This window comes from Nonlabens tegetincola, assembly GCF_002954355.1.
Lineage (GTDB): Bacteria > Bacteroidota > Bacteroidia > Flavobacteriales > Flavobacteriaceae > Nonlabens > Nonlabens tegetincola.
Genome location: NZ_MQVV01000014.1, coordinates 214,540 through 234,085, shown reverse-complemented (window position 1 = coordinate 234,085; position 19,546 = coordinate 214,540). Strand labels below are relative to the sequence as shown.

Below are 19,546 nucleotides of genomic sequence, written 5' to 3'. Positions count from 1 at the left end.
GTTGAAGACATTCCAAATGTACACATAAAAAAAAGTGTTAAGCAAGTACATCATTGCTCGCGCTATTCCCATTAATGGGTACAAATCGATGAAAACACTAGTAAATTCAATAGTTAAAAATTTATGTTAATTTTAAGTTAAATAGATAAAAACACTTAAATACGATGAGTAGAGCTTAAAACCCTAGTATTATTCTAGAGTATTTTACTTAAAAACCTCTTTTTAAGTATTTTATCGGATGAAAAATCAACGACTATTCTAGCTTCAACAAAAAAACCGCCAGATTTTAAAAAATCTGGCGGTTTTACAATTAGATTTCTAAGATTAATTCACTAAATCGTAACTACGTTTAATGAAGTCTGTTAAATCTTTGCCTTTTAAAAGACCTTGGCTGAGCTTGGCAAGATCTACAGATTGTTTAATCAATTCCTGTTTTTTACCATCTGGTGCAGCAACAATCTTTGATATTAATTCATGATTACTGTTCACGACAAGATTATACATATCTGGCATATTTCCCATACCCATCATTCCACCACCAGTAGCTTGCATTTCTTTCATTCGTCGCATGAATTCTGGCTGAGTAATCATGAAAGGAGCTGCATCACTGCTCATCGCCTCTACCTGAACGTTGTAATTAGTACTTGCGATTACGTCACTTACAGCAGTTTTCAATTGCTCTTGTTCTTCTTCATTAAGTTTGGATACTGTGTTCTCTTCCTTTTTAATGAGGTTATCAATATGGTCAGCATCAACTCTAGCAAATGATATGTTCTCCTTACTAGTTTCTAATTTCTGCATAAGATGAGAAACTATTGGACTATCTAGCAACAATACCTCATAGCCTTTTTCATGAGCAGCGGTAATATAACTGTCTTGCTCTTCTTTATTTGAAGCATATAACAGAACGGTCTTACCATCTTTATCCTTTTGTGATTCACCTACTTTTTCAATAAGTTCGTTCCAAGTGAAGAAAGTATCATTCACGGTTGGGTAAAGTGCAAAAGCATCAGCTTTTTCAAAAAACTTCTCCTCGCTCAACATTCCATACTCAATCACCAGTTTAATGTCGTTCCACTTTTTCTCAAATCCTTCTCTATCATTATTAAATAATGATTTCAACTTATCTGCTACCTTTCTTGTAATGTAGCTAGAGATTTTCTTAACAGCACCATCAGCCTGTAAGTATGAGCGAGATACATTCAATGGAATATCAGGACTGTCTATCACACCACGCAACATGGTCAAAAACTCTGGAACAATACCTTCTACATTATCTGTAACAAATACCTGATTTTGATACAGTTGTATGCGGTCTTTTTGAATATTTAAATCTCCCGTCATTTTTGGGAAAAACAAAATACCCGTTAAGTTAAATGGATAATCTACATTTAGATGGATATGGAATAATGGTTCCTCAAACTGCATAGGATACAGTTCACGATAGAAATTTTTATAATCTTGATCCTCAAGATCAGCAGGTTGTTTAGTCCAAGCTGGATCTGGATTGTTTATAATATTGTCTACTTCTTGAGTAGGTGCAGGATCTTCCTCTTTAGCATCTTCTGCTTTTGGTAAAGTCTCTGTTCGTGTACCAAATTTAATAGGTACCGGCATAAACTTATTATACTTGTTTAATAGCTCGGTAATTCTATGATCCTCTAAAAATTCTGTCTCGTCTTCAGATATATGTAAAACGATCTCAGTTCCAAACTCTGTTTTATCCGCTTGCTCTAGCGTATATTGTGGTGATCCATCACAGGTCCAGTGTACAGCAGGTTCGTCTTTAAAGGATTTTGTAATGATCTCTACTTTATCGGCAACCATAAAGGCACTATAAAACCCTAGACCAAAGTGACCAATTATTCCACTATCTTGGGCTGTGTCTTTATACTTTTCAAGAAACTCCTCGGCACCAGAAAAAGCGACTTCATTAATATACTTTTGCACCTCATCTTCCGTCATCCCGATACCTCGATCGATAATACTTAATGTTTTTGCCTCTTTATCAATCTTGATTTCAATTTGTTGATCTCCTAATTCAACATTGGCCTCTCCTATTCTAGCAAGATGTTTTAATTTAAGAGTTGCATCTGTTGCATTAGAAACAAGTTCTCTAAGAAAGATTTCATGATCGCTGTATAAAAACTTCTTAATCAGTGGGAAAATATTCTCCACAGCTACATTAATAGTTCCTTTTTGTGACATAGTTATAGTTTTATTAGTGTTTGTGTTTGTTACGCTTTCGCGAAAGCGTAATTATTTACATCACTAGCCCACTATTCAAACCTAGTACCAATTATAAAATGGGTGTCAAGCTGGCAGTAATTATGTCACAATTGAAAAGTTTAAAGAGTAACTTTGCACTATGGATCAAGATGTATTAGGAACCGCTATTCGCAATTATTATTTTCAAGACGACCCTACCGATATCGAGGTATTAAGTCCAACTATGGAGGATGATGTTTTACCGGTATCCTATTTATTTAGATCTATTGATGACATGCCAAAGATAGAACGCAAGGCATTGTCTTTAAGTTCTGGTAGCGTGCTCGAGGTAGGTTGTGCCGCCGGATGCCATACTGCCGTTCTTTTATCTCGTTCCTTGCCTGTGACTGCAATTGACATAAGTGCCGGAGCTATTGATGTGGTTAAAAATAGATTTAATTTTGATCACTTGATGGTAATGCAACAATCTGTGTGGGATCATAAAGGAACCTATGATACTATTTTAATGTTGATGAATGGTACAGGAATCATGCAATCTCTGAATAAACTTACCGATTATTTAAGGCGATTAAAAGCGTTGCTTTCAGAAAACGGGCAGATTTTAATAGACAGCTCTGACCTAAAATTCCTTTATGAAGATGATGAAGATGGTGGTTTATGGATTCCTGCCGGCATTGATTACTATGGTGAAGTGAGTTTTCAATTTAAGTATAAGAACTTAATAAGTGATCCGTTTCCCTGGTTGTACTGCGATTTTAAAACTCTTAAAGAGCATGCCCAAGAAGCAGGTTTTTCTTGCATTAAAGTAATGGATGGCGATCATTACGACTACCTCGCCCAACTGAGCATAAGCTAACTAATTGCTAGTCAATAAGTTTTTATTTATTTATCTATACCTATCTTAGCAGACTCTAAAATTCTAGGATTTATATGGGATTATTAAAGAAAAATCCTTTCGGACATATTCTTTTTTTGAAAAAGTGGTTGATTAGAATTGCAGGTCTACTTTCTCATAGACGCTATCAAGGATTTAATGAATTACATATAGAAGGTAGTGAGATCATAAGAGATCTTCCAGATCGTCATGTTTTATTTATATCTAATCATCAAACTTATTTTGCCGATGTAGTTTGCATGTTTCATGTATTCAATGCCGCGTTAAAAGGAAGAGAAAACACGATTAAAAATATAGGCTACTTATGGAAGCCTAAACTTAACATCTATTACGTAGCAGCAAAAGAAACCATGCGCAGTGGACTACTGCCTAAAATTCTTGCTTATGCTGGTGCCATATCAGTAGAAAGAACCTGGCGAGCAAAGGGTAAGGAGATTCAACGATCTGTAAATCCTGATGACACAAAAAATATAGGTGTAGCTTTAGAGGATGGTTGGGTAATTACTTTTCCGCAAGGAACAACTAAACCGTTTAAACCTATTAGAAAAGGAACCGCTCACATAATCAAACAATACAAGCCTATAGTGGTTCCTATTGTTATTGATGGTTTTAGAAGAAGCTTTGATAAAAAAGGTCTTCGAATTAAAAAGAGAAATATTCTACAATCCTTTATTATAAAAGAACCTCTAGACATTGATTATGATACTATTAGTGTAGATGACCTTGTGGAGAAAATTGAATATGCTATTGAACAACACCCGAGTTTTTTAAAAGTAATTCCACAAGAAGAATTGAACGCACAAGAGGAATTGAATAAAAAACGTATGTGGGAATATTAAATTTTTTGTGCTCGTATGACCGAAAGACTTCCTTTTACAGTAGTAAAAAATAAATAGTCTGTCTCATGCTCTCCTAGTTTAAATTTTTGCCTGAGTTGTTGTACACTCAATTTAAAGTTACGAGTTACTACACCAAATCTTTGATTTCCATACTTCTTTTTTACAGATTTAGGTTGATAAGGAGCAATCTCTTTTATTTTAAAAACTCTACCAGGGATACCAGGCTCAATTGTCGTAGCTGTGAATAAATGGCTGTTTGCGTCTATCTTATCTAAACCATACTTCTTTGAAAACTCGCTGAACCCTTGAGACTTCATTATAGCCGCATTAGGTTCAATTAAGTAAGTTTGTGGCGATTCATAATTCGAGGTAGGAGCAATACTATCCCATGGGAATTGAAATACGTTTTGATTTGTTTCCAAATTAACACAATGAATAACAGGAGAGTAATTAATGGATTTATCTAATTTCCATAAAACCTCTTTCACTTCATTTTTAACGGCGACAATATGTATTTCTCGAACATTTTGCAATTGTTGAATGCCTTGTGACAAATCTAACATGGGTGACGTTTTAATCCAGACTTGATTTGCTTTAGCTAACAACAATTCCTTAAATTCTAACACATTGGGCTCGTAATCTTCAATAAATAATGCTTTGCTTTTTGAGCTAGTCTTACGACTAGGATCTAAATAAATCGATTCAAAGTGCCTATCAGTTTCCTTTAAATACGTGAGTCCATTTGCATTAACCGAATGAATGCTATAATCCAAAGTTTTAAATAAATGCTCAGAGTACGTTTGTAAATCTCGATTTAATTCAACGTGAGTGACATCTTTATTCGAGTGTTGGTAAAACGCACAACAATCAATCCCAAAGCCACCTGTGAGGTCGATAATGGGTCCTTTAATTCGTGATGCTTTGTAAGAAGCGGCCGTTTGTGAACTCGTTTGTTCAAGATTTACTTTAGGTGGATAGATAATTTCTCCATTTTCATAGAGATCTGGAAATTTTTTACAAGCGATTTGCATACCAGCTAGCTGTTGTGCTAGTTGGTTAGATGATACATGGGGAAACGGAGATTTTTTAAGAGCTATATCAAGCGGATTGCTATGAATTATCTTTTTTAAATAGGCTACTACTTCTTTATCAGTAAGATGCTCATTCATTACAAATTACGAGTTAACTTCTTAACAATTTTATACTCACTTAAAAACTCTTGAGCGATTACTTTAATAGCTGTGTACGTCGGTACTGCTAGAACTAATCCTACCACTCCAAATACTATTCCTGCTATTAAGATAATGATGAAAATTTCTAATGGATGTGATTTTACACTCTTACCAAATATTAAAGGTTGATTAAGAAAGTTATCGATAGTTTGAACTATTCCATATCCTACCGCAATAATGATCAATTTAGGGAAGATGACTTCACTAAAGTTTGCTCCTAAATTATCTGTAATTACAAATGCACTCATAAGAACGTATCCTACTGCCGGACCTAGGTAGGGTACAAGATTTAATAGCGCACAGAAAAATGCTATTAATATGGCATTTTCTGTACCGGTGATAATCAGAATAATGGTGTAAAGGACAAATAAAATTAGTACTTGAAAAACAAGACCTATGAAATATCGGGATAAAAGCTGTTTGATTTTTGTAAAGGCTCTCAAAAACCTACCTTCATTACCTTCCTTTGAAAAAACCAATATTCCTTCTAATAACAGTCGACTGTCTTTTAGTAAGAAAAAAGTAATGAACATTATAGAAAATAATCCTATTGCAAAATCTCCTAAGGCACTAAAAAGTTGAATAATCAGGTCTGAGAAAAATCCAAGATTAAATTTTTGATAATACTCCGTTTCTTTAACTAGCTCATAGATGTTTACACGCTGTATACCAAAAAACTCACTTACTTGATTGGCAAAAATTTCTAAATTTCGAGACACCTCATCATTATCTAACAACTTCAAGTTGTCACTTTGCTCAATGGCTAGTGGAATTAATAATGAAACTGCACTTAATATGAGTATAAGTAAAAAAACCAAAGTAAGTAAAACAGCAAACGTGTTTCCAAACTTTAACCGGTCTCTTAAAAACATGACAATAGGCCTACCTATAAGAGATAATACTGCTGCAATTCCAATATATGCTAGAACAGCAGTAATGGACCATAGAAACCAAGCTAGAACAAATAATCCCAGTAAAAAAGCTAATGCTCTTAAAATACCAAAGGATATAGTTTTTGATGACACAGACGAACTCATTAATTAGAAAAAACGTATTTGATAATATTTGCACCCATATCAAGTGCCTTTTTGCGAACTTCTGGTGGATCATTATGAACCTCTGGGCTTTCCCAACCATCGCCTAGATCACTTTCTACTGTAAACAATAATACCAATCTACCTTCATAAAATAATCCTTTAGCTTGTGGTCTTTTACCATCGTGTTCATGAATTTTAGGCAAACCAGATGGAAAACTGGCATAATTGTTAAATATAGGATGAGTCGCTGGCAATTCGATTAATTCCTGTTGTGGAAATAGTTTTATTAACTCCTTGTTTAAATACTGTTCCATTCCGTAATTATCGTCTATATGCAAAAAACCGCCACTCATTAAGTAATTACGTAAATTTTCAACCTCATCATTATTCCAAATTACATTACCATGACCTGTCATGTGCACGTATGGAAATTGAAAAATATCCACCGAACCAGGTTCTACAGTAGCTACCTCTCGATCAATGGTAGTGCCTATATTTTCATTACAATACGTAATAAGATTGGGAACAGCAGTTGGGTTTGAATACCAATCACCACCGCCATTATACTTCAAAACAGCCAGCTGTTGCGCGTTTAACACAGATACTGTAAGAAATAACAATAAGATTAAAATCTTTCTCATAGTTTTGCAAAATACAACATTCCATTTTCAAAAGGAACAAATATTTACCTGTAGATGAATATAGATAAGAGAGTAGATTACTGACTTTGTTATATTTGAAAATAATAAAATGAAATTTAACCAACTCCAATACATAGTTCCCTTGCTAAGTTTTTTTGGTATAGTAGGAATTATAACATACAGCCATTACAGTAATAAGCAACTACCCATTCCAGCGGTAGAGCGCGATTATCCTGTGGTGCTAGAATTATTTACCTCACAAGGATGTGCAGATTGTCCTAGTGCAGAGGCTACCATTAGCCAAATAAAACATTACCCTAACGTTGTAACACTGTGCTATCCGGTAACATATTGGAATAAACTAGGTTGGGTAGATCGTTTTTCAAGAAGAGACTTTGACGAATATCAAACCGCTTACAATTCAAAATTTGAACTCAATAACTACACACCACAAGTGGTAGTCAATGGAATGGAAGAGTTTTCTGGTAATGATATTAAAAAACTGAACACCTATCTTAATAACAGCCATCAGATAAAAAAAATAACCACTCCTATCGTAAAGCGTAAAAAAAATCATCTAGATATAACCTATGATTTATCTAATGTAGAAGATTATGAAGATGCTCACCTAGCCTTATTATTAGAGGAACAAACCACCCTTATTGATTCCGGAGAAAATGAAGGTAATGAATTACATCAAACTCACATTGTTTTATACAAAGAACGCATAGGAACAATAGACAAAAAAGGGCAATCCAGTATAGACATCCCTAATCGCTTTCCCTTAACCAACAGCTATAAAATTGCTCTTATCGTAAAAAACACAAACAACGAAATTATAGCCGCAACTATAACTAATTCAATTTAGTAGCATTAAATATTGCTGCAGCGTAGACTCCAGCAGTCTCTGTACGCAGTCGAGTAGGTCCTAAAGACACCGGTTTAAAACCTGAAGATTTTGCGAGTTCTATTTCTTCATTTGAAAAATCTCCTTCTGGACCTATTAATAAACATGTGTGAGGTTGTAATTCATTGATAAGTTCACTTTTTTCTCCGTCCTCTTCACAGTGCGCAATTAATCTACTTCCGTGAGTTGATAAAAGAAATTCTCTGAAATCCGTGAGTTCATCAAGGACAGGTAAAAACAATCTGTTACTTTGCTTCATCGCACTTACCACTATTTTTTCAAAACGTTCAAGATTGATTTTTTTACGCTCACTATGGTCGCATAGTATAGGAGTTATCCTAGCTATTCCCATTTCTGTGGCCTTTTCTAAAAACCACTCCATACGGTCGTTCATTTTGGTAGGTGCAATGGCAATGTGTAAACTAGATGTTGGTTGTGATTCCGCTTTCGCGAAAGCGAGATTAACCACACATTTTGTACTAGTAATTGACATAATTGTCCCTAGAAAAAGTCTACCATTACCATCGGTAATATGAATTTGATCGCCTTGTTTCTTACGTAAAACTCGTGAAATGTGCCGTGTCTCATCTTTAGGTAATTCTATAGAAGATTGGTTTGGTTCTATTTTTCCGAAATAAAATAATTGCATTACATGGATAATCTAGGTGCGGCACTCACGTCCAAACCGCAGAATTCTTTATTCAAATATTTAAAATAGGCACTTATTCCTATCATGGCAGCGTTGTCTGTTGTGTATTCAAATGGAGGAATAAAGATGTCCCAACCTTGCTGCTGTTTTGCTTGTAAAGCAGTCCTTATTCCTGAATTTGCACTTACTCCACCGCCTATTGCCACTCTTTTAATCCCAGTTTCTTTGACAGCCTTTTCTAGCTTTTTAAATAGAATTTTAATGAGCGTGTGTTGAATACTAGCGCACAAATCGGCTAGATTTTCTTCTACAAAATTTGGGTTTTTACTTTTCTCCTTTTGTAAAAAGTACAATACTGCAGTTTTAAATCCACTGAAACTAAAGTTGAGCCCAGGAGCTTTGGGAATAGGGAATTCAAAGGCAGACGGATTACCTAATTGAGCTAGTTTGTCGATTTGAGGTCCAGCAGGATATCCTAGTCCCATCAACTTTCCAGACTTGTCAAAAGCCTCACCTATTGCATCGTCTTGAGTGGTTCCTATAACCTCCATTTTGTGATAATCGGTCACCTTTACGATTTGTGTGTGTCCACCGCTTATAGTAACTCCTAAAAAAGGAAACTCAGGAACTCGTTGACCATGATCAATAAAATGAGCTAGTATATGAGCTTGCATGTGGTGAACATCGATTAACGGAATATTAAGCGAAAGAGCAAGAGATTTTGCAAAACTTGTTCCTACTAATAAACTTCCCATAAGACCTGGACCTTTTGTAAAGGCTATAGCTGTAAGTTCATTTTTATCAATACCGGCATTTTTGATAGCGACATCAACTGTGGGAACAATATTGGATTGATGAGCTCTTGAAGCTAATTCTGGCACTACTCCACCATATTGTTCATGAATAGCTTGTGCCGCAGTTACGTTGCTAAGCACCTGATTATTTTTTAAAATTGCGCAAGACGTATCGTCACAAGATGATTCTATGGCAAGTATGTAAGAATTTTGTAGTTTCATTATGTCTTTTAGGCACAAAATTTGGTCATCTTTGCAAAAATAACTGTTCTACCATAAAAAGACTCTTTAAAATACTAATACGCACGGTGCTTATTTTACTCCTACTATTTTTGGTAGTAGTTATAGTATTTAGTATTCCTAGTGTTCAAACCTCAACCGCGCAATACTTAACTAACTCTTTAAATGAGGATTATGATATTAATCTAGATGTCAAAAGAGTTCAAATCACGTATGACGGCAATGTGGCTCTTAAAGAAGTTTTGAGCCTAGATCATCGTGGTGATACCTTATTTTTTATCAACAAATTAGAGAGTTCTATTTTGAGTTTAGGGAATTTACTTGATGGGCAACCTAACCTTGGTTCCACCTCTTTAGATGGTGTGGTTTTCAATTTGAAAAGGTATAAAGGTGAAGAGGACGATAACCTGCAAATATTTATTGAAAAGCTTTCTGACAGTACATCTACATCAAGCAGTAGATTCGTACTAACTACAGGTGATCTTGAAATTACAAATTCAGATATTAAAATAATAGATGAAAATTTAAGGTATCCAGAATCATTTATAGCTACCAATTTTAATGCTACTGCTGCTTCTTTAACCATTGATGGATCCGACATTATTGTGCCTATTGAGTCGTCTAATTTTGACATGTACAATGGTGCAATGACAGAAATAAACGGTACAAAATATTTAAAAATAACTGACCTCATTGCCGACTTAACGTATACTCCACAGAATATATCGGTCCCTAACCTTTCTATAAAAACTGAAAACTCTACTCTTAAAGGTGATCTACAACTTACCTATGACAGAAAAGACTTTGTTGATTTTGTCAATAAAGTAAATTGGGATTTTAAGATAAGTGAAGGTGATTTTGACACTAACGATTTAAGAAGGTTCTATAACGAGATAACACCAAATGAAAGGGTAACCATATCTGGCAATTTGACTGGTGTTTTAAATGATTTTAAAGTTGATAATTTAAAAGCACAAACCCTTGATGAAATAGTTATAGAAGGTGATATGCATTTTAAAAACCTCATTGAAAATGAGGAAAACTTTTTTATTGAAGGTGATTTTGAAAATCTGCAAGTTTCAAAAAGTAGCCTAGAGAAGTTTTTGCCTAATATTCTTAACGGAAAAATGCCTAAAGAGCTTAATAGTCTAGGTATCGTAAAGGCTAAAGGGTATGCTAGTGTAAATGCAAACACTGTTGTTTCTAACCTAACAGGAACTACTCGTAAAGGTAATTTTGATACTCAATTAACCTTGACTGAAATACAATCAGATCAAATAGGTTATAATGGTAATATAATTTTAAAATCTGTTAATCTAGGCGAATTATTAGGCGTAGCTTCCTTAGGTAAAACTACACTTAACCTCGATGTGAATGGACGTGGTTTTAATCCTAATAATGCAAACAGTCAACTTAAAGGAAGTATTAGTAGGTTTGAATTCAATGGTTACACTTACAGAAATATTAGAGTTAACGGTAGCTTAAAGAAACCTTTGTTCAATGGTGAGCTCGTTGTCAACGACCCTAATTTGAAACTTACATTTGATGGACTGGCGGACTTTTCTGACGACATAAATACTTATGACTTCACTGCCAATATTGAAAAAGCAGATTTGAATGCCATTAATTTATTCACTCGTGATTCAATTGCCATTCTACAGGGAAATGTTGCTATGAAAATGAAGGGTACTAACCTTGACGACGCAGCAGGAACTATTGAGTTTAAAAATACTTCGTATACAAATCCTAATAAAAAATTCTTCTTTGAAGACTTTTTAATCACCTCTTATTTTAAGGAAGAAGAACGATTTATTACCATTAATAGTACAGATATTATTGAAGGTGAACTATCGGGTAAATTTATAATTGAGGAAATTCCTGAGTTATTTAAGAATAGTATAGGTAATGTATACACAAATTATAAATCAGAAAGTATAACTCAAGATCAATATTTGAAATATGAATTTAAAATATATGATAAAATAGTTGACCTTGTTTTTCCTTTTTTAGATTTTGGTGAAAACACGATTCTTAAGGGCGAGGTGGCTAGTAATGAAGCCGAGTTCCGAATGAACTTTAGAACTCCAGAAGTACAAGTTTATGACATGAAATTGGACGATGTAAACGTTCAGGTGAATAATCAAAACCCACTTTTTAATACATATATTAAAGTTGAAAACTTTAAAAATGGTATTTATGATATAGACGATTTTCAGCTCATTAATGTTACTAGACAAGACACTTTACTATTTAGAACAGAGTTTGTAGGGTCCGACGATAATAGTGAAAAATTCAACTTAAGTTTCTATCATACAGTTAACAGTGACAATAATTCGGTAATAGGAGTTCGTAAAAGCGACATCAATTTTAGAGGAAAGGAATGGTTGCTCAACAAAAAGCAGGAGAATGTTCAATTAGTTTTTGATCATGACTTTAAGGACTTCAAATTGGATACGATAGTAGCTCAACATAAAAAAGAGAAAGTTGTTGTTTCTGGAAACATGAATGGAACTCAAGATAAAGATCTCTTTTTAGATTTTGAAAACGTAAGACTTTCTAGTTTACTTAAACCTATTGATAGCTTAAGTATGAAAGGTAAATTAGACGGCTATCTATCGGTTTCACAAAAAGATGGAAATTATGCACCAGTATCTGATTTTACGGTGACTGATTTAAACGTAAATGAAACACCATTAGGAGATTTTGCATTAGAAGTTAAAGGAAACGATGCCCTTACCGCCTATAACGTCAATGCTCAACTTAAAAATAAAAACGACAAATCTTTTCAGGCTAAAGGAACCATAGACACAAGTGGAAAATACAGTACCATAAATGTAGACACTTATTTTAATGATTTCAACTTAATAGCGCTCAGTCCACTAGGTGGTATTGTATTAGATAACATGAGAGGTTTTGCAAGTGGCGAAGTTGCCATTACAGGTAGATTAGTCGAACCTGATCTTGACGGTGAATTATTATTAAAAAATGCAGGTTTAAGAGTTCCTTATCTAAATACAGACTTTGATTTTGGTGAAGAGGAAGAAATTACTATAACAACTGGCAGTTTTGATTTTAACACAGTAGAACTTACAGATACTAAATACGGAACAATAGGTGAGTTAACTGGCGAAATACGACATAAAAACTTTGGTTTCTGGGAATTGGATTTAGCTCTTGCTTCTGATAGGTTATTAGTTCTAAATACGGAACTCACACCTGACGCTCTGTATTACGGTACAGCATTCATCAATGGTGATGCAACCATTAAAGGCCCTGCAGAATCTCTAGTAATCGATGTTGTAGCTACTACTGGTGCTGGCACTGTATTTAAAATACCTATAGATGATGGTGAATCTTTAGGAGATACAAGCGCGATTTATTTTTTAAGCCCAGAAGAAAAAGAAGCTAGACTTAATGGAGAAGATGTGGCTATAAACGATGTAGACGGTCTAGAACTCAATTTTGATTTAAATATTACTCCTGAAGCTGAGGTTGAAATTACCGTAGATCCTACTAACGGTAGTTATCTTAAAGGTAGCGGTGCAGGAAATTTATTATTAGAGATCAATACAAATGGTAAATTTATTATGAATGGTGACTTTATTGTTACCGATGGTATTTACAATTTCAAATATGCAGGTATCGTAAATAAGAACTTTATCATTCAACCTGGTGGTACAATCGACTGGAATGGTGATCCATTCAATGCAAATATTGATGTTAAAGCCACCTATTATACCAATGCAAACCCATCAATCCTATTAGATAATCCTAACCTTAATGCCCAAATCCCAGTAGAAGTTGTTACAGAATTACAAGGTGATTTAACCTATTTTGATCCAGAATTTGACATACAATTTCCTAGCGCCGGCAGTGTTGTAAGTTCCGAGCTTCAATACCGTTTACAAGATAAAGCACAACGTCAATTACAGGCACTATCCCTAGTTGCAACTGGTTCCTTTTACAATCCAAATAGTATTGGGCAAAATGCTGTAACAGGAAACGTAGTAGAAAGTGTTACGGGAATTGTAAATGATTTGGTGAATAGAGAAGACAGTAAGCTACAATTTGGTGTGAATTACGAGGCGTCAGAACGTAATCCAAATTCTGATTTACAAAGATCCGATCGATTCGGTATAACCTTAAGTACACAGATCAATGACCGTGTACTTATAAACGGGAAATTAGGGGTTCCAGTTGGTAACACATCATCTACAGAACGTACGGTGATAGGAAATGTACAAATTGAATTTTTACTTAATGACGACGGCTCATTAAGATTAAAACTATTTAATAGAGAAAACACTTTACAGCAATTAGGTCAACAAGAGGACTTTACCCAAGGAATTGGATTACAATATTCGGTGGATTTTGATAGCTTAAAAGAACTCTATAATAAGATTTTCAAAAAACAACTTGCACTAGAGAACAAAAAGAAAGCACGTCGCGAAGAAGAGGAAGAAACAGTAGTTAATTTTAAATAATTACCTCAATATAATTTTCTGGATGAGCTCCTTTCCTAAATGCTCATTTAGATTTTCTACAATTTTTGATCTTCCGTAAAGCAATTCCTGTCTAAGTACAGAAGAAGATAGAGAAACTAATAAAGTTCCGTTATCAAACTTTACATGAGTGGTATAGTTTGAAATTCCAGGACCCATTACTTGTTCCCAGGCTTTATTAACGTCAACTTTATCAAAACCTTTTTGTAGGTTATTTTCAGTCTTAAAATTTTTAAGACCTCTTTCATATCTACAAAATCTTCTTTTTTATTATTCCTCATTAGACGTATATCGTTTGTATGAATAAATAGTACCGTTTTCGTGTTTCAGTTCTAGATCGGTAGTTGTCACTTCTTCAACACTTTGCTGGTAAGAATTATCTCCTTCCTTAAAAATAAGAATTAGTTCATCTTCGTTTTCTTGCCATTTAAAGTACACCGGACTGCCATAATTTACAAAACCACCATCGTAAGTAGGGCTCACTCTGTGTTTTACACCGTTCAGTCCTTCTACTTCAAAATGATCCATATGGTTGGAGAAAGGGAATTCCTTCTCACTACCATCGGGTAAAGTAACCGTATCGATATTCCAATAACCATCCAGTAATTCAAGTTTTTTATCACTATCACTACTACATGAAATAAATAATAAGCTAGCTATTAACAGTACTATTCTTAGTTTCATAATTCAAAGATCTTATAAGATTGATCAGTAGTTTTAATAACGGCTTCAGTCCTATCTGTGTGCGTATCACTTATAAAAATTTGACCGAATCTATCGTCATTTACCATATTGATGAGCTGACTCACGCGGTTTTCATCTAATTTATCAAAAATATCATCCAATAACAAAATAGGAGTTACACCACTACGTTCTTTGATGAATTGAAATTGGGCCAACTTTAAAGCTGTCAAAAAGCTTTTTTGTTGTCCTTGACTACCATATTTTTTTATGGGATAATCTTGCAAAGTAAAAATTAAATCATCCTTATGCACACCTACACTAGTGTATTGTAAATGCATGTCCTTTTGCTGTGCTTGTGTAAAGAGCTGTGCCGCATCAGTATTATGAAGGTCCGATTTATAATGAATCGTAACATCTTCACTACTACTCGAAATTTGAGCATAAAAATCTTTAAATATTGGTAAGAACTGCTCTAAAAAATCAACCCTTGTTAAGTGAATTTCTTTGACTAAAGGAATCAATTGCTCGTCATAAACTTGTAAAGCTGCACTGTCAAATTTTCTATTGGCTGCAAAATACTTGAGCAACGCATTACGTTGTTGAATAAGCTTGTTGTACTTTATTAAACTATTGAAATAGACCGAGTTTTCTAGGGATATCACACTATCCAGAAATTTACGTCTAGTATCACTGCCTTCGGTAATCAAATCCCTATCAGCAGGTGATATAATCACCACAGGGATTAAACCTATGTGCTCACTTAATTTGTCGTAAATCTTACCATTGCGTTTAACTACCTTTTTGTTTCCTCGTTTGGCGCTTACAGTAATTTTTTCTACTTGTTCATTTTTGAGAAATTCACCGCTTATAACAAAAAACTCTTCGCCATGCTTAATGTTTTGAACCGTTATTGGATTGAAATAACTTTTAGTAAGTGCTAGGTGATATATAGCATCGAGCACATTAGTCTTACCTATTCCATTATTACCAACAAAACAATTGATGCGTTCATCCAGATCAAAATCTGCCGCTTCAAAACTTTTGTAGTTTATAAGATGTAAGTTAGTTAAATGCATGATTTTTAGACTCATTAGAGATATTAACACCTGTTATAAACAAGAATAACAATAACTTATTATTGGCTATTTTTATTAGATTAAGTACGCTTTCGCGAAAGCGAAAACACCACAAACAAAGCATTAATTATATCATAGATCTTAACAGAAATCTATTTCCTGCAAATGTAATTGATGCAGGTGTTAACAATAAAGCTTTCACACGTTTTTATAATTGCAGAATTGTTATATTTTTGCGCGTTTAACAATCAAATTATGGCAACGTATAATAAGCGCGGATATAAACCTAAAACGAAGAAAGAAAAGATTGATAATGACGTAGAAGAAATCTTTGACGAGAGTGAATCTACTACTGCCGAAGTTTTTAGCACCCTAGATGAAGGTGCGAGTAAAACTGAAGAATGGGTAAGTAAAAATCAAAATATCATTTTTGCTATCGTTGGTGTAGCTGCTCTTGTAGCATTAGGATACTGGGCTTACAACAATTTTGTTATGGCGCCTAAAGCCGATGAAGCTATCGTTGAAAGTAAAGAGGCTGACAAGTACTTTGACCTAGCAATGAACTCAACTAGCACTCAAGAAAAAGACTCGCTATTCATGCTTTCTATAGAAGGTGTAAATGGTAAATACGGATATGCCAAAATAGCTGAAGAATACGCTGGTACTGATGCTGCAAACATAGCTAACTATAAAGCGGGAATGGCTTACCTGAACATAGGTGGTGACAAATATCAAAAAGCTATCGATTATTTATCTGAATACGATGGTAACGGTTCTGTACTTGCATCTCTTGCTAAGGCTGGTATCGCAGATGCTCTAGTACAAGCTAATCAAGCAGAACAAGCTATTCCTTACTACCTAGAGGCTGCAGAAATAGAATCAAATGAATTCACATCACCTAAGTACTTATTAAAAGCTGCACAGGCTGCTCTACAAGCAGGAGATAATAGTACAGCAGTTGATGCATTAGAAAAAATTGAATCAGAATTCCCAGAGTCTGATGAAAAAACTACAGCACAAGTTTTATTAGCTCAAGCTAGAGCTTCAAAAAACTAGTGTATTTTAAACTACCTAAAGGCCGTCGCAGAACACTTTTCTACGACGGCTTTTTTAGTTAATTTAACTAAGTAACTATCAAACCGACTGTATTTTTACAGTCACAAAATTGTAACCATGGCAACAGCAGGAAAAAACCTTTCAGAATACAATAAAAATGAACTACCAGATTCTAGTGAACTGCGAGTAGGAATTGTGGTAAGTGAATGGAACGATGATATTACCGAAAATCTATTTAAAGGTGCGTATGAAACACTCCTAGATTGCGGCGTGGATGAAGAGCGTATTTTCAGAATGAATGTCCCTGGTTCATTTGAACTTATTTACGGTTGTTCTCAAATGCAAAAGAGCACCTATCCTATGAAAGAACGCAATCTAAAAAAGCAATTAGATGTTATTATTGCTATAGGTAGTGTAATTCGTGGTGAAACAGCTCATTTTGATTTTGTATGTCAAGGAGTTACGCAAGGAATAAAAGATTTAAATTTAAATAGCACTAATATCCCTGTAGTTTTTTGTGTTCTTACAGATGATACTCACGAGCAATCTGTTGCTCGCAGCGGTGGCGTTCACGGCAATAAAGGGTCTGAAGCGGCAGTGGTAGCGATTAAAATGGGTAACCTGAAAATGAGTATATAACCCTATATGGCGATTAAGGAGATAGGAATAAAATACAAAGCAAACTGGAAAGTTAGACTAGTTACCTTTTTATTCACCTCGATTACTTACGGTGGTATTATGGCGCTCATGACATATTACATGGATAAAGATTTATTCACGTGGCAATACGTTTTATTTAACGCCTTCTTTTTTGCTCTGTTCTTCACTTTTGTATTTCCTACAATCATGATAAAAATGGGAAAAGGCTGGAACAAAAAGTCTCAACCTACTCTTGAACATGAAGAAGAAATTATAGCCCAAGGTCCAGCAAACTTTAAGAAAAAATATGAGATGGTTGGTGGAAAGCTTTTGATAACCAACCTAGGTTTGATTTTTAAAAGTCATAAATTAAATTTTCAAGCTGGTCAACATAATATTCGGTTTTCTAACATTCTTAATATAGAACCAACTCACAAGTTTAGATGGATTAAAAATCAATTTATAGTTCATACCCAGGATAAACAATATCTATTTACTGTAAATGATCGCGAGGAATGGATAAAAGAAATTGAATATCACTTACGCAAATCTAAATAATCTGAATAAGTACCATTAATTATTCTGGTTTTTTAAAATTTCTATTGAGCATTATTAATTGATAAATACCCATAAGAACTAGAAATCCGGCTAGCACTATTTGATAAGTAGGTAGTTCAACGCCGTCAATAAAATGCTGGTATAGCTTATAACCACCTATACCAATGAAGGCTAGGTTAAGAAACAAGGTGTAGTTCTTTTTATTCATTTTTTGTAAAAGCTGAATAGGCCAAGAATAGACCGTAGATGATAAAAATAGCAGAAAATGCTAAACGCCATGTTGGAATATTTTGATCATAGAAAAAATAATCTACTAAGCGCCATGAACCAAATCCCACGAATAGTATCGCTAATAATATTCCAATTTTGGGGTTTCTTTTACGTTGTGTCATAACTTGAATTTAATGCTAAAATAAACAATTAAAAGCCAGCTTACCTAGGAATAGTTTACTTTAGTACCAGATGAAAGTCAAAGCAAAAATTCTATTATATAGCGTCATACTCGTTGGCCAGTTTATGGTATTTTTCGGGTTAAAATATGCAAATGATTTTATCGAGGTTTATTACAGCAACGGTATCTATCCCTTTATAGCAGATGCTATGCGCATAGGACTAGGCTGGATTCCCTTTTCCTTTGGTGATTTTATTTATTCATTACTTATCCTTTTGCTTATAAAATGGATCATTAAGTTGATAGCCAAAAGTCTTTATTTAATTAAGAATAAGAATTCAGTAAACAATCCGATTCTTAAAAGAAAAATAGGTAAACAAGTTGCAAAGATCTTAATTACGCTCAATGTTATTATTTTTTATTTTCATATGGCTTGGGGTTTTAATTACTATCGATTACCCATGCACGAAATACTGGAAATTGAAGAAGATTATTCTACAGAGCAGTTACTCCAGGTGACTAAAGATTTCATTGAGCTTAGCAATAATTTACATGAATCAATCCAAGACAACGATTCTCTAAAAGTAGATTTTGGAAACGACCAAATGGTTTGGATGAATATGGCTCCTATGGCTTTTGAGAATTACCACCTCAATAATACTAGGATAAAGTATTCAAACGTAAGTTTGAAAAAATCATTGCTTACAGTACCACTTACTTATATGGGTTACAGTGGTTATTTAAATCCATTAACAGGAGAAGCTCAAATTAATGGCTGGATAAACGCATACAAAACTCCAGTGCTATGCTTGCATGAAATGGCTCATCAACTAGGGTTTGCCAAAGAAAACGAAGCAAATTTTATAGCTATTGATGCTGGATTAAAACATCCTGATCGTCATTTTCAATACAGTGCTAGTTTATACGCCCTTAAATTTTGTTTGAATGATTTGTACTTACGAGACCCTGAAAAGTATGCTGTGGTAGCTAAAGAAATTAAACCAGGTATTTTCAAAAACTATCAAGAATTAAGAGATTTTTGGAAACCATATCAAGATGGATTGGTGGAAAAGGTTTCACATTCTGTCTATGATTCCTATTTAAAAGTTAATAATCAACCTAAAGGAATTGACACCTACAATTACGTAGTTGCATTACTAGTGAATTACTACTAGTA

18 protein-coding genes and 1 pseudogene are annotated in these 19,546 nt (G+C 34.2%); 8 read left to right on the top strand and 11 right to left on the bottom strand.

Annotated elements, in window-relative coordinates; translation table 11 throughout:
• Window positions 1-324 precede the first annotated feature (324 nt).
• Window positions 325-2,208 carry a molecular chaperone HtpG gene (gene htpG / locus BST93_RS07960; protein WP_105018733.1) on the bottom strand — a complete coding sequence of 628 codons (1,884 nt, stop codon included), beginning with the start codon at window positions 2,206-2,208 and terminating at the stop codon, window positions 325-327.
• A 160-nt stretch (window positions 2,209-2,368) separates the two neighbouring features.
• Here htpG and BST93_RS07955 point away from each other — a divergent pair, with 160 nt between their 5' ends.
• Window positions 2,369-3,085 carry a class I SAM-dependent methyltransferase gene (locus BST93_RS07955; RefSeq protein ID WP_105018732.1) on the top strand — a complete coding sequence of 239 codons (717 nt, stop codon included), beginning with the start codon at window positions 2,369-2,371 and terminating at the stop codon, window positions 3,083-3,085.
• Between the two features lie 74 nt (window positions 3,086-3,159).
• Window positions 3,160-3,963: a lysophospholipid acyltransferase family protein gene (locus tag BST93_RS07950; RefSeq protein ID WP_042278430.1), complete on the top strand. Its 804-nt coding sequence runs from the start codon at window positions 3,160-3,162 to the stop codon at window positions 3,961-3,963.
• Here the strand turns inward: BST93_RS07950 and BST93_RS07945 are convergent.
• Genes BST93_RS07945 through BST93_RS07935 form a run of 3 tightly spaced genes read right to left on the bottom strand, consistent with a single transcriptional unit; the run spans window position 3,960 to window position 6,873 of the window.
• Window positions 3,960-5,132 (bottom strand): THUMP-like domain-containing protein, encoded by a 1,173-nt coding sequence (locus BST93_RS07945; protein WP_105018731.1) that lies wholly within the window; start codon window positions 5,130-5,132, stop codon window positions 3,960-3,962. The two genes, BST93_RS07950 and BST93_RS07945, sit on opposite strands and share 4 nt — an antisense overlap.
• Window positions 5,132-6,232 (bottom strand): AI-2E family transporter, encoded by a 1,101-nt coding sequence (locus tag BST93_RS07940; RefSeq protein ID WP_060522800.1) that lies wholly within the window; start codon window positions 6,230-6,232, stop codon window positions 5,132-5,134. Before BST93_RS07940 ends, BST93_RS07945 begins: the two co-directional genes overlap by 1 nt.
• Window positions 6,232-6,873: a DUF4159 domain-containing protein gene (locus BST93_RS07935; RefSeq protein WP_105018730.1), complete on the bottom strand. Its 642-nt coding sequence runs from the start codon at window positions 6,871-6,873 to the stop codon at window positions 6,232-6,234. Before BST93_RS07935 ends, BST93_RS07940 begins: the two co-directional genes overlap by 1 nt.
• A 109-nt stretch (window positions 6,874-6,982) precedes the next feature.
• On the opposite strand from BST93_RS07935, the gene BST93_RS07930 reads away from it, so the two are divergent.
• Complete coding sequence (locus BST93_RS07930; protein ID WP_105018729.1) at window positions 6,983-7,741, top strand: DUF1223 domain-containing protein; 759 nt, start codon at window positions 6,983-6,985, stop codon at window positions 7,739-7,741.
• Here the strand turns inward: BST93_RS07930 and BST93_RS07925 are convergent.
• Window positions 7,728-8,429, bottom strand: coding sequence for a 16S rRNA (uracil(1498)-N(3))-methyltransferase (locus BST93_RS07925; RefSeq protein ID WP_105018728.1), 702 nt, complete (start codon window positions 8,427-8,429; stop codon window positions 7,728-7,730). The genes BST93_RS07930 and BST93_RS07925 overlap by 14 nt on opposite strands.
• On the bottom strand, window positions 8,429-9,445 hold the full coding sequence (gene tsaD, locus BST93_RS07920; RefSeq protein WP_105018727.1) for a tRNA (adenosine(37)-N6)-threonylcarbamoyltransferase complex transferase subunit TsaD: 1,017 nt from the start codon (window positions 9,443-9,445) through the stop codon (window positions 8,429-8,431). The genes BST93_RS07925 and tsaD overlap by 1 nt, the downstream gene beginning before the upstream one ends.
• A gap of 110 nt (window positions 9,446-9,555) precedes the next feature.
• On the opposite strand from tsaD, the gene BST93_RS07915 reads away from it, so the two are divergent.
• A complete protein-coding gene (locus tag BST93_RS07915; RefSeq protein WP_258150503.1) occupies window positions 9,556-13,947 on the top strand; it encodes a translocation/assembly module TamB domain-containing protein in 4,392 nt (1,463 codons plus the stop codon).
• Here the strand turns inward: BST93_RS07915 and BST93_RS07910 are convergent.
• The 3 genes and pseudogenes from BST93_RS07910 to recF form a co-directional block, all read right to left on the bottom strand.
• A pseudogene (locus BST93_RS07910) lies at window positions 13,948-14,139 on the bottom strand (DciA family protein); the annotation flags it as partial.
• Window positions 14,140-14,235: 96 nt separating this feature from the next.
• Window positions 14,236-14,649 carry a lipocalin-like domain-containing protein gene (locus BST93_RS07905; RefSeq protein ID WP_085774462.1) on the bottom strand — a complete coding sequence of 138 codons (414 nt, stop codon included), beginning with the start codon at window positions 14,647-14,649 and terminating at the stop codon, window positions 14,236-14,238.
• Window positions 14,646-15,725: a DNA replication/repair protein RecF gene (gene recF, locus BST93_RS07900; RefSeq protein ID WP_105018948.1), complete on the bottom strand. Its 1,080-nt coding sequence runs from the start codon at window positions 15,723-15,725 to the stop codon at window positions 14,646-14,648. Before recF ends, BST93_RS07905 begins: the two co-directional genes overlap by 4 nt.
• Before the next feature lie 255 nt (window positions 15,726-15,980).
• Here recF and BST93_RS07895 point away from each other — a divergent pair, with 255 nt between their 5' ends.
• The 3 genes from BST93_RS07895 (at window position 15,981) to BST93_RS07885 (ending at window position 17,978) form a co-directional block, all read left to right on the top strand.
• Window positions 15,981-16,781, top strand: a complete 801-nt coding sequence (locus tag BST93_RS07895) for a tetratricopeptide repeat protein (protein ID WP_105018726.1) — start codon at window positions 15,981-15,983, stop codon at window positions 16,779-16,781.
• Between the two features lie 117 nt (window positions 16,782-16,898).
• The gene (ribH, locus tag BST93_RS07890; RefSeq protein ID WP_105018725.1) at window positions 16,899-17,420 is read left to right on the top strand and encodes a 6,7-dimethyl-8-ribityllumazine synthase; all 522 of its coding nucleotides are present in this window, start codon (window positions 16,899-16,901) and stop codon (window positions 17,418-17,420) included.
• Between the two features lie 6 nt (window positions 17,421-17,426).
• Window positions 17,427-17,978, top strand: coding sequence for a GRAM domain-containing protein (locus BST93_RS07885; RefSeq protein WP_105018724.1), 552 nt, complete (start codon window positions 17,427-17,429; stop codon window positions 17,976-17,978).
• Window positions 17,979-17,997: 19 nt separating this feature from the next.
• Here the strand turns inward: BST93_RS07885 and BST93_RS07880 are convergent, their stop codons facing one another.
• Window positions 17,998-18,186, bottom strand: coding sequence for a hypothetical protein (locus BST93_RS07880; RefSeq protein ID WP_105018723.1), 189 nt, complete (start codon window positions 18,184-18,186; stop codon window positions 17,998-18,000).
• Window positions 18,179-18,370: a hypothetical protein gene (locus BST93_RS07875; protein WP_042278414.1), complete on the bottom strand. Its 192-nt coding sequence runs from the start codon at window positions 18,368-18,370 to the stop codon at window positions 18,179-18,181. Before BST93_RS07875 ends, BST93_RS07880 begins: the two co-directional genes overlap by 8 nt.
• A 70-nt stretch (window positions 18,371-18,440) precedes the next feature.
• Between BST93_RS07875 and BST93_RS07870 the strand changes: the two genes are divergently transcribed.
• Window positions 18,441-19,544 (top strand): DUF3810 domain-containing protein, encoded by a 1,104-nt coding sequence (locus BST93_RS07870; RefSeq protein ID WP_219843742.1) that lies wholly within the window; start codon window positions 18,441-18,443, stop codon window positions 19,542-19,544.
• The last annotated feature ends 2 nt before the right edge of the window (window positions 19,545-19,546 follow it).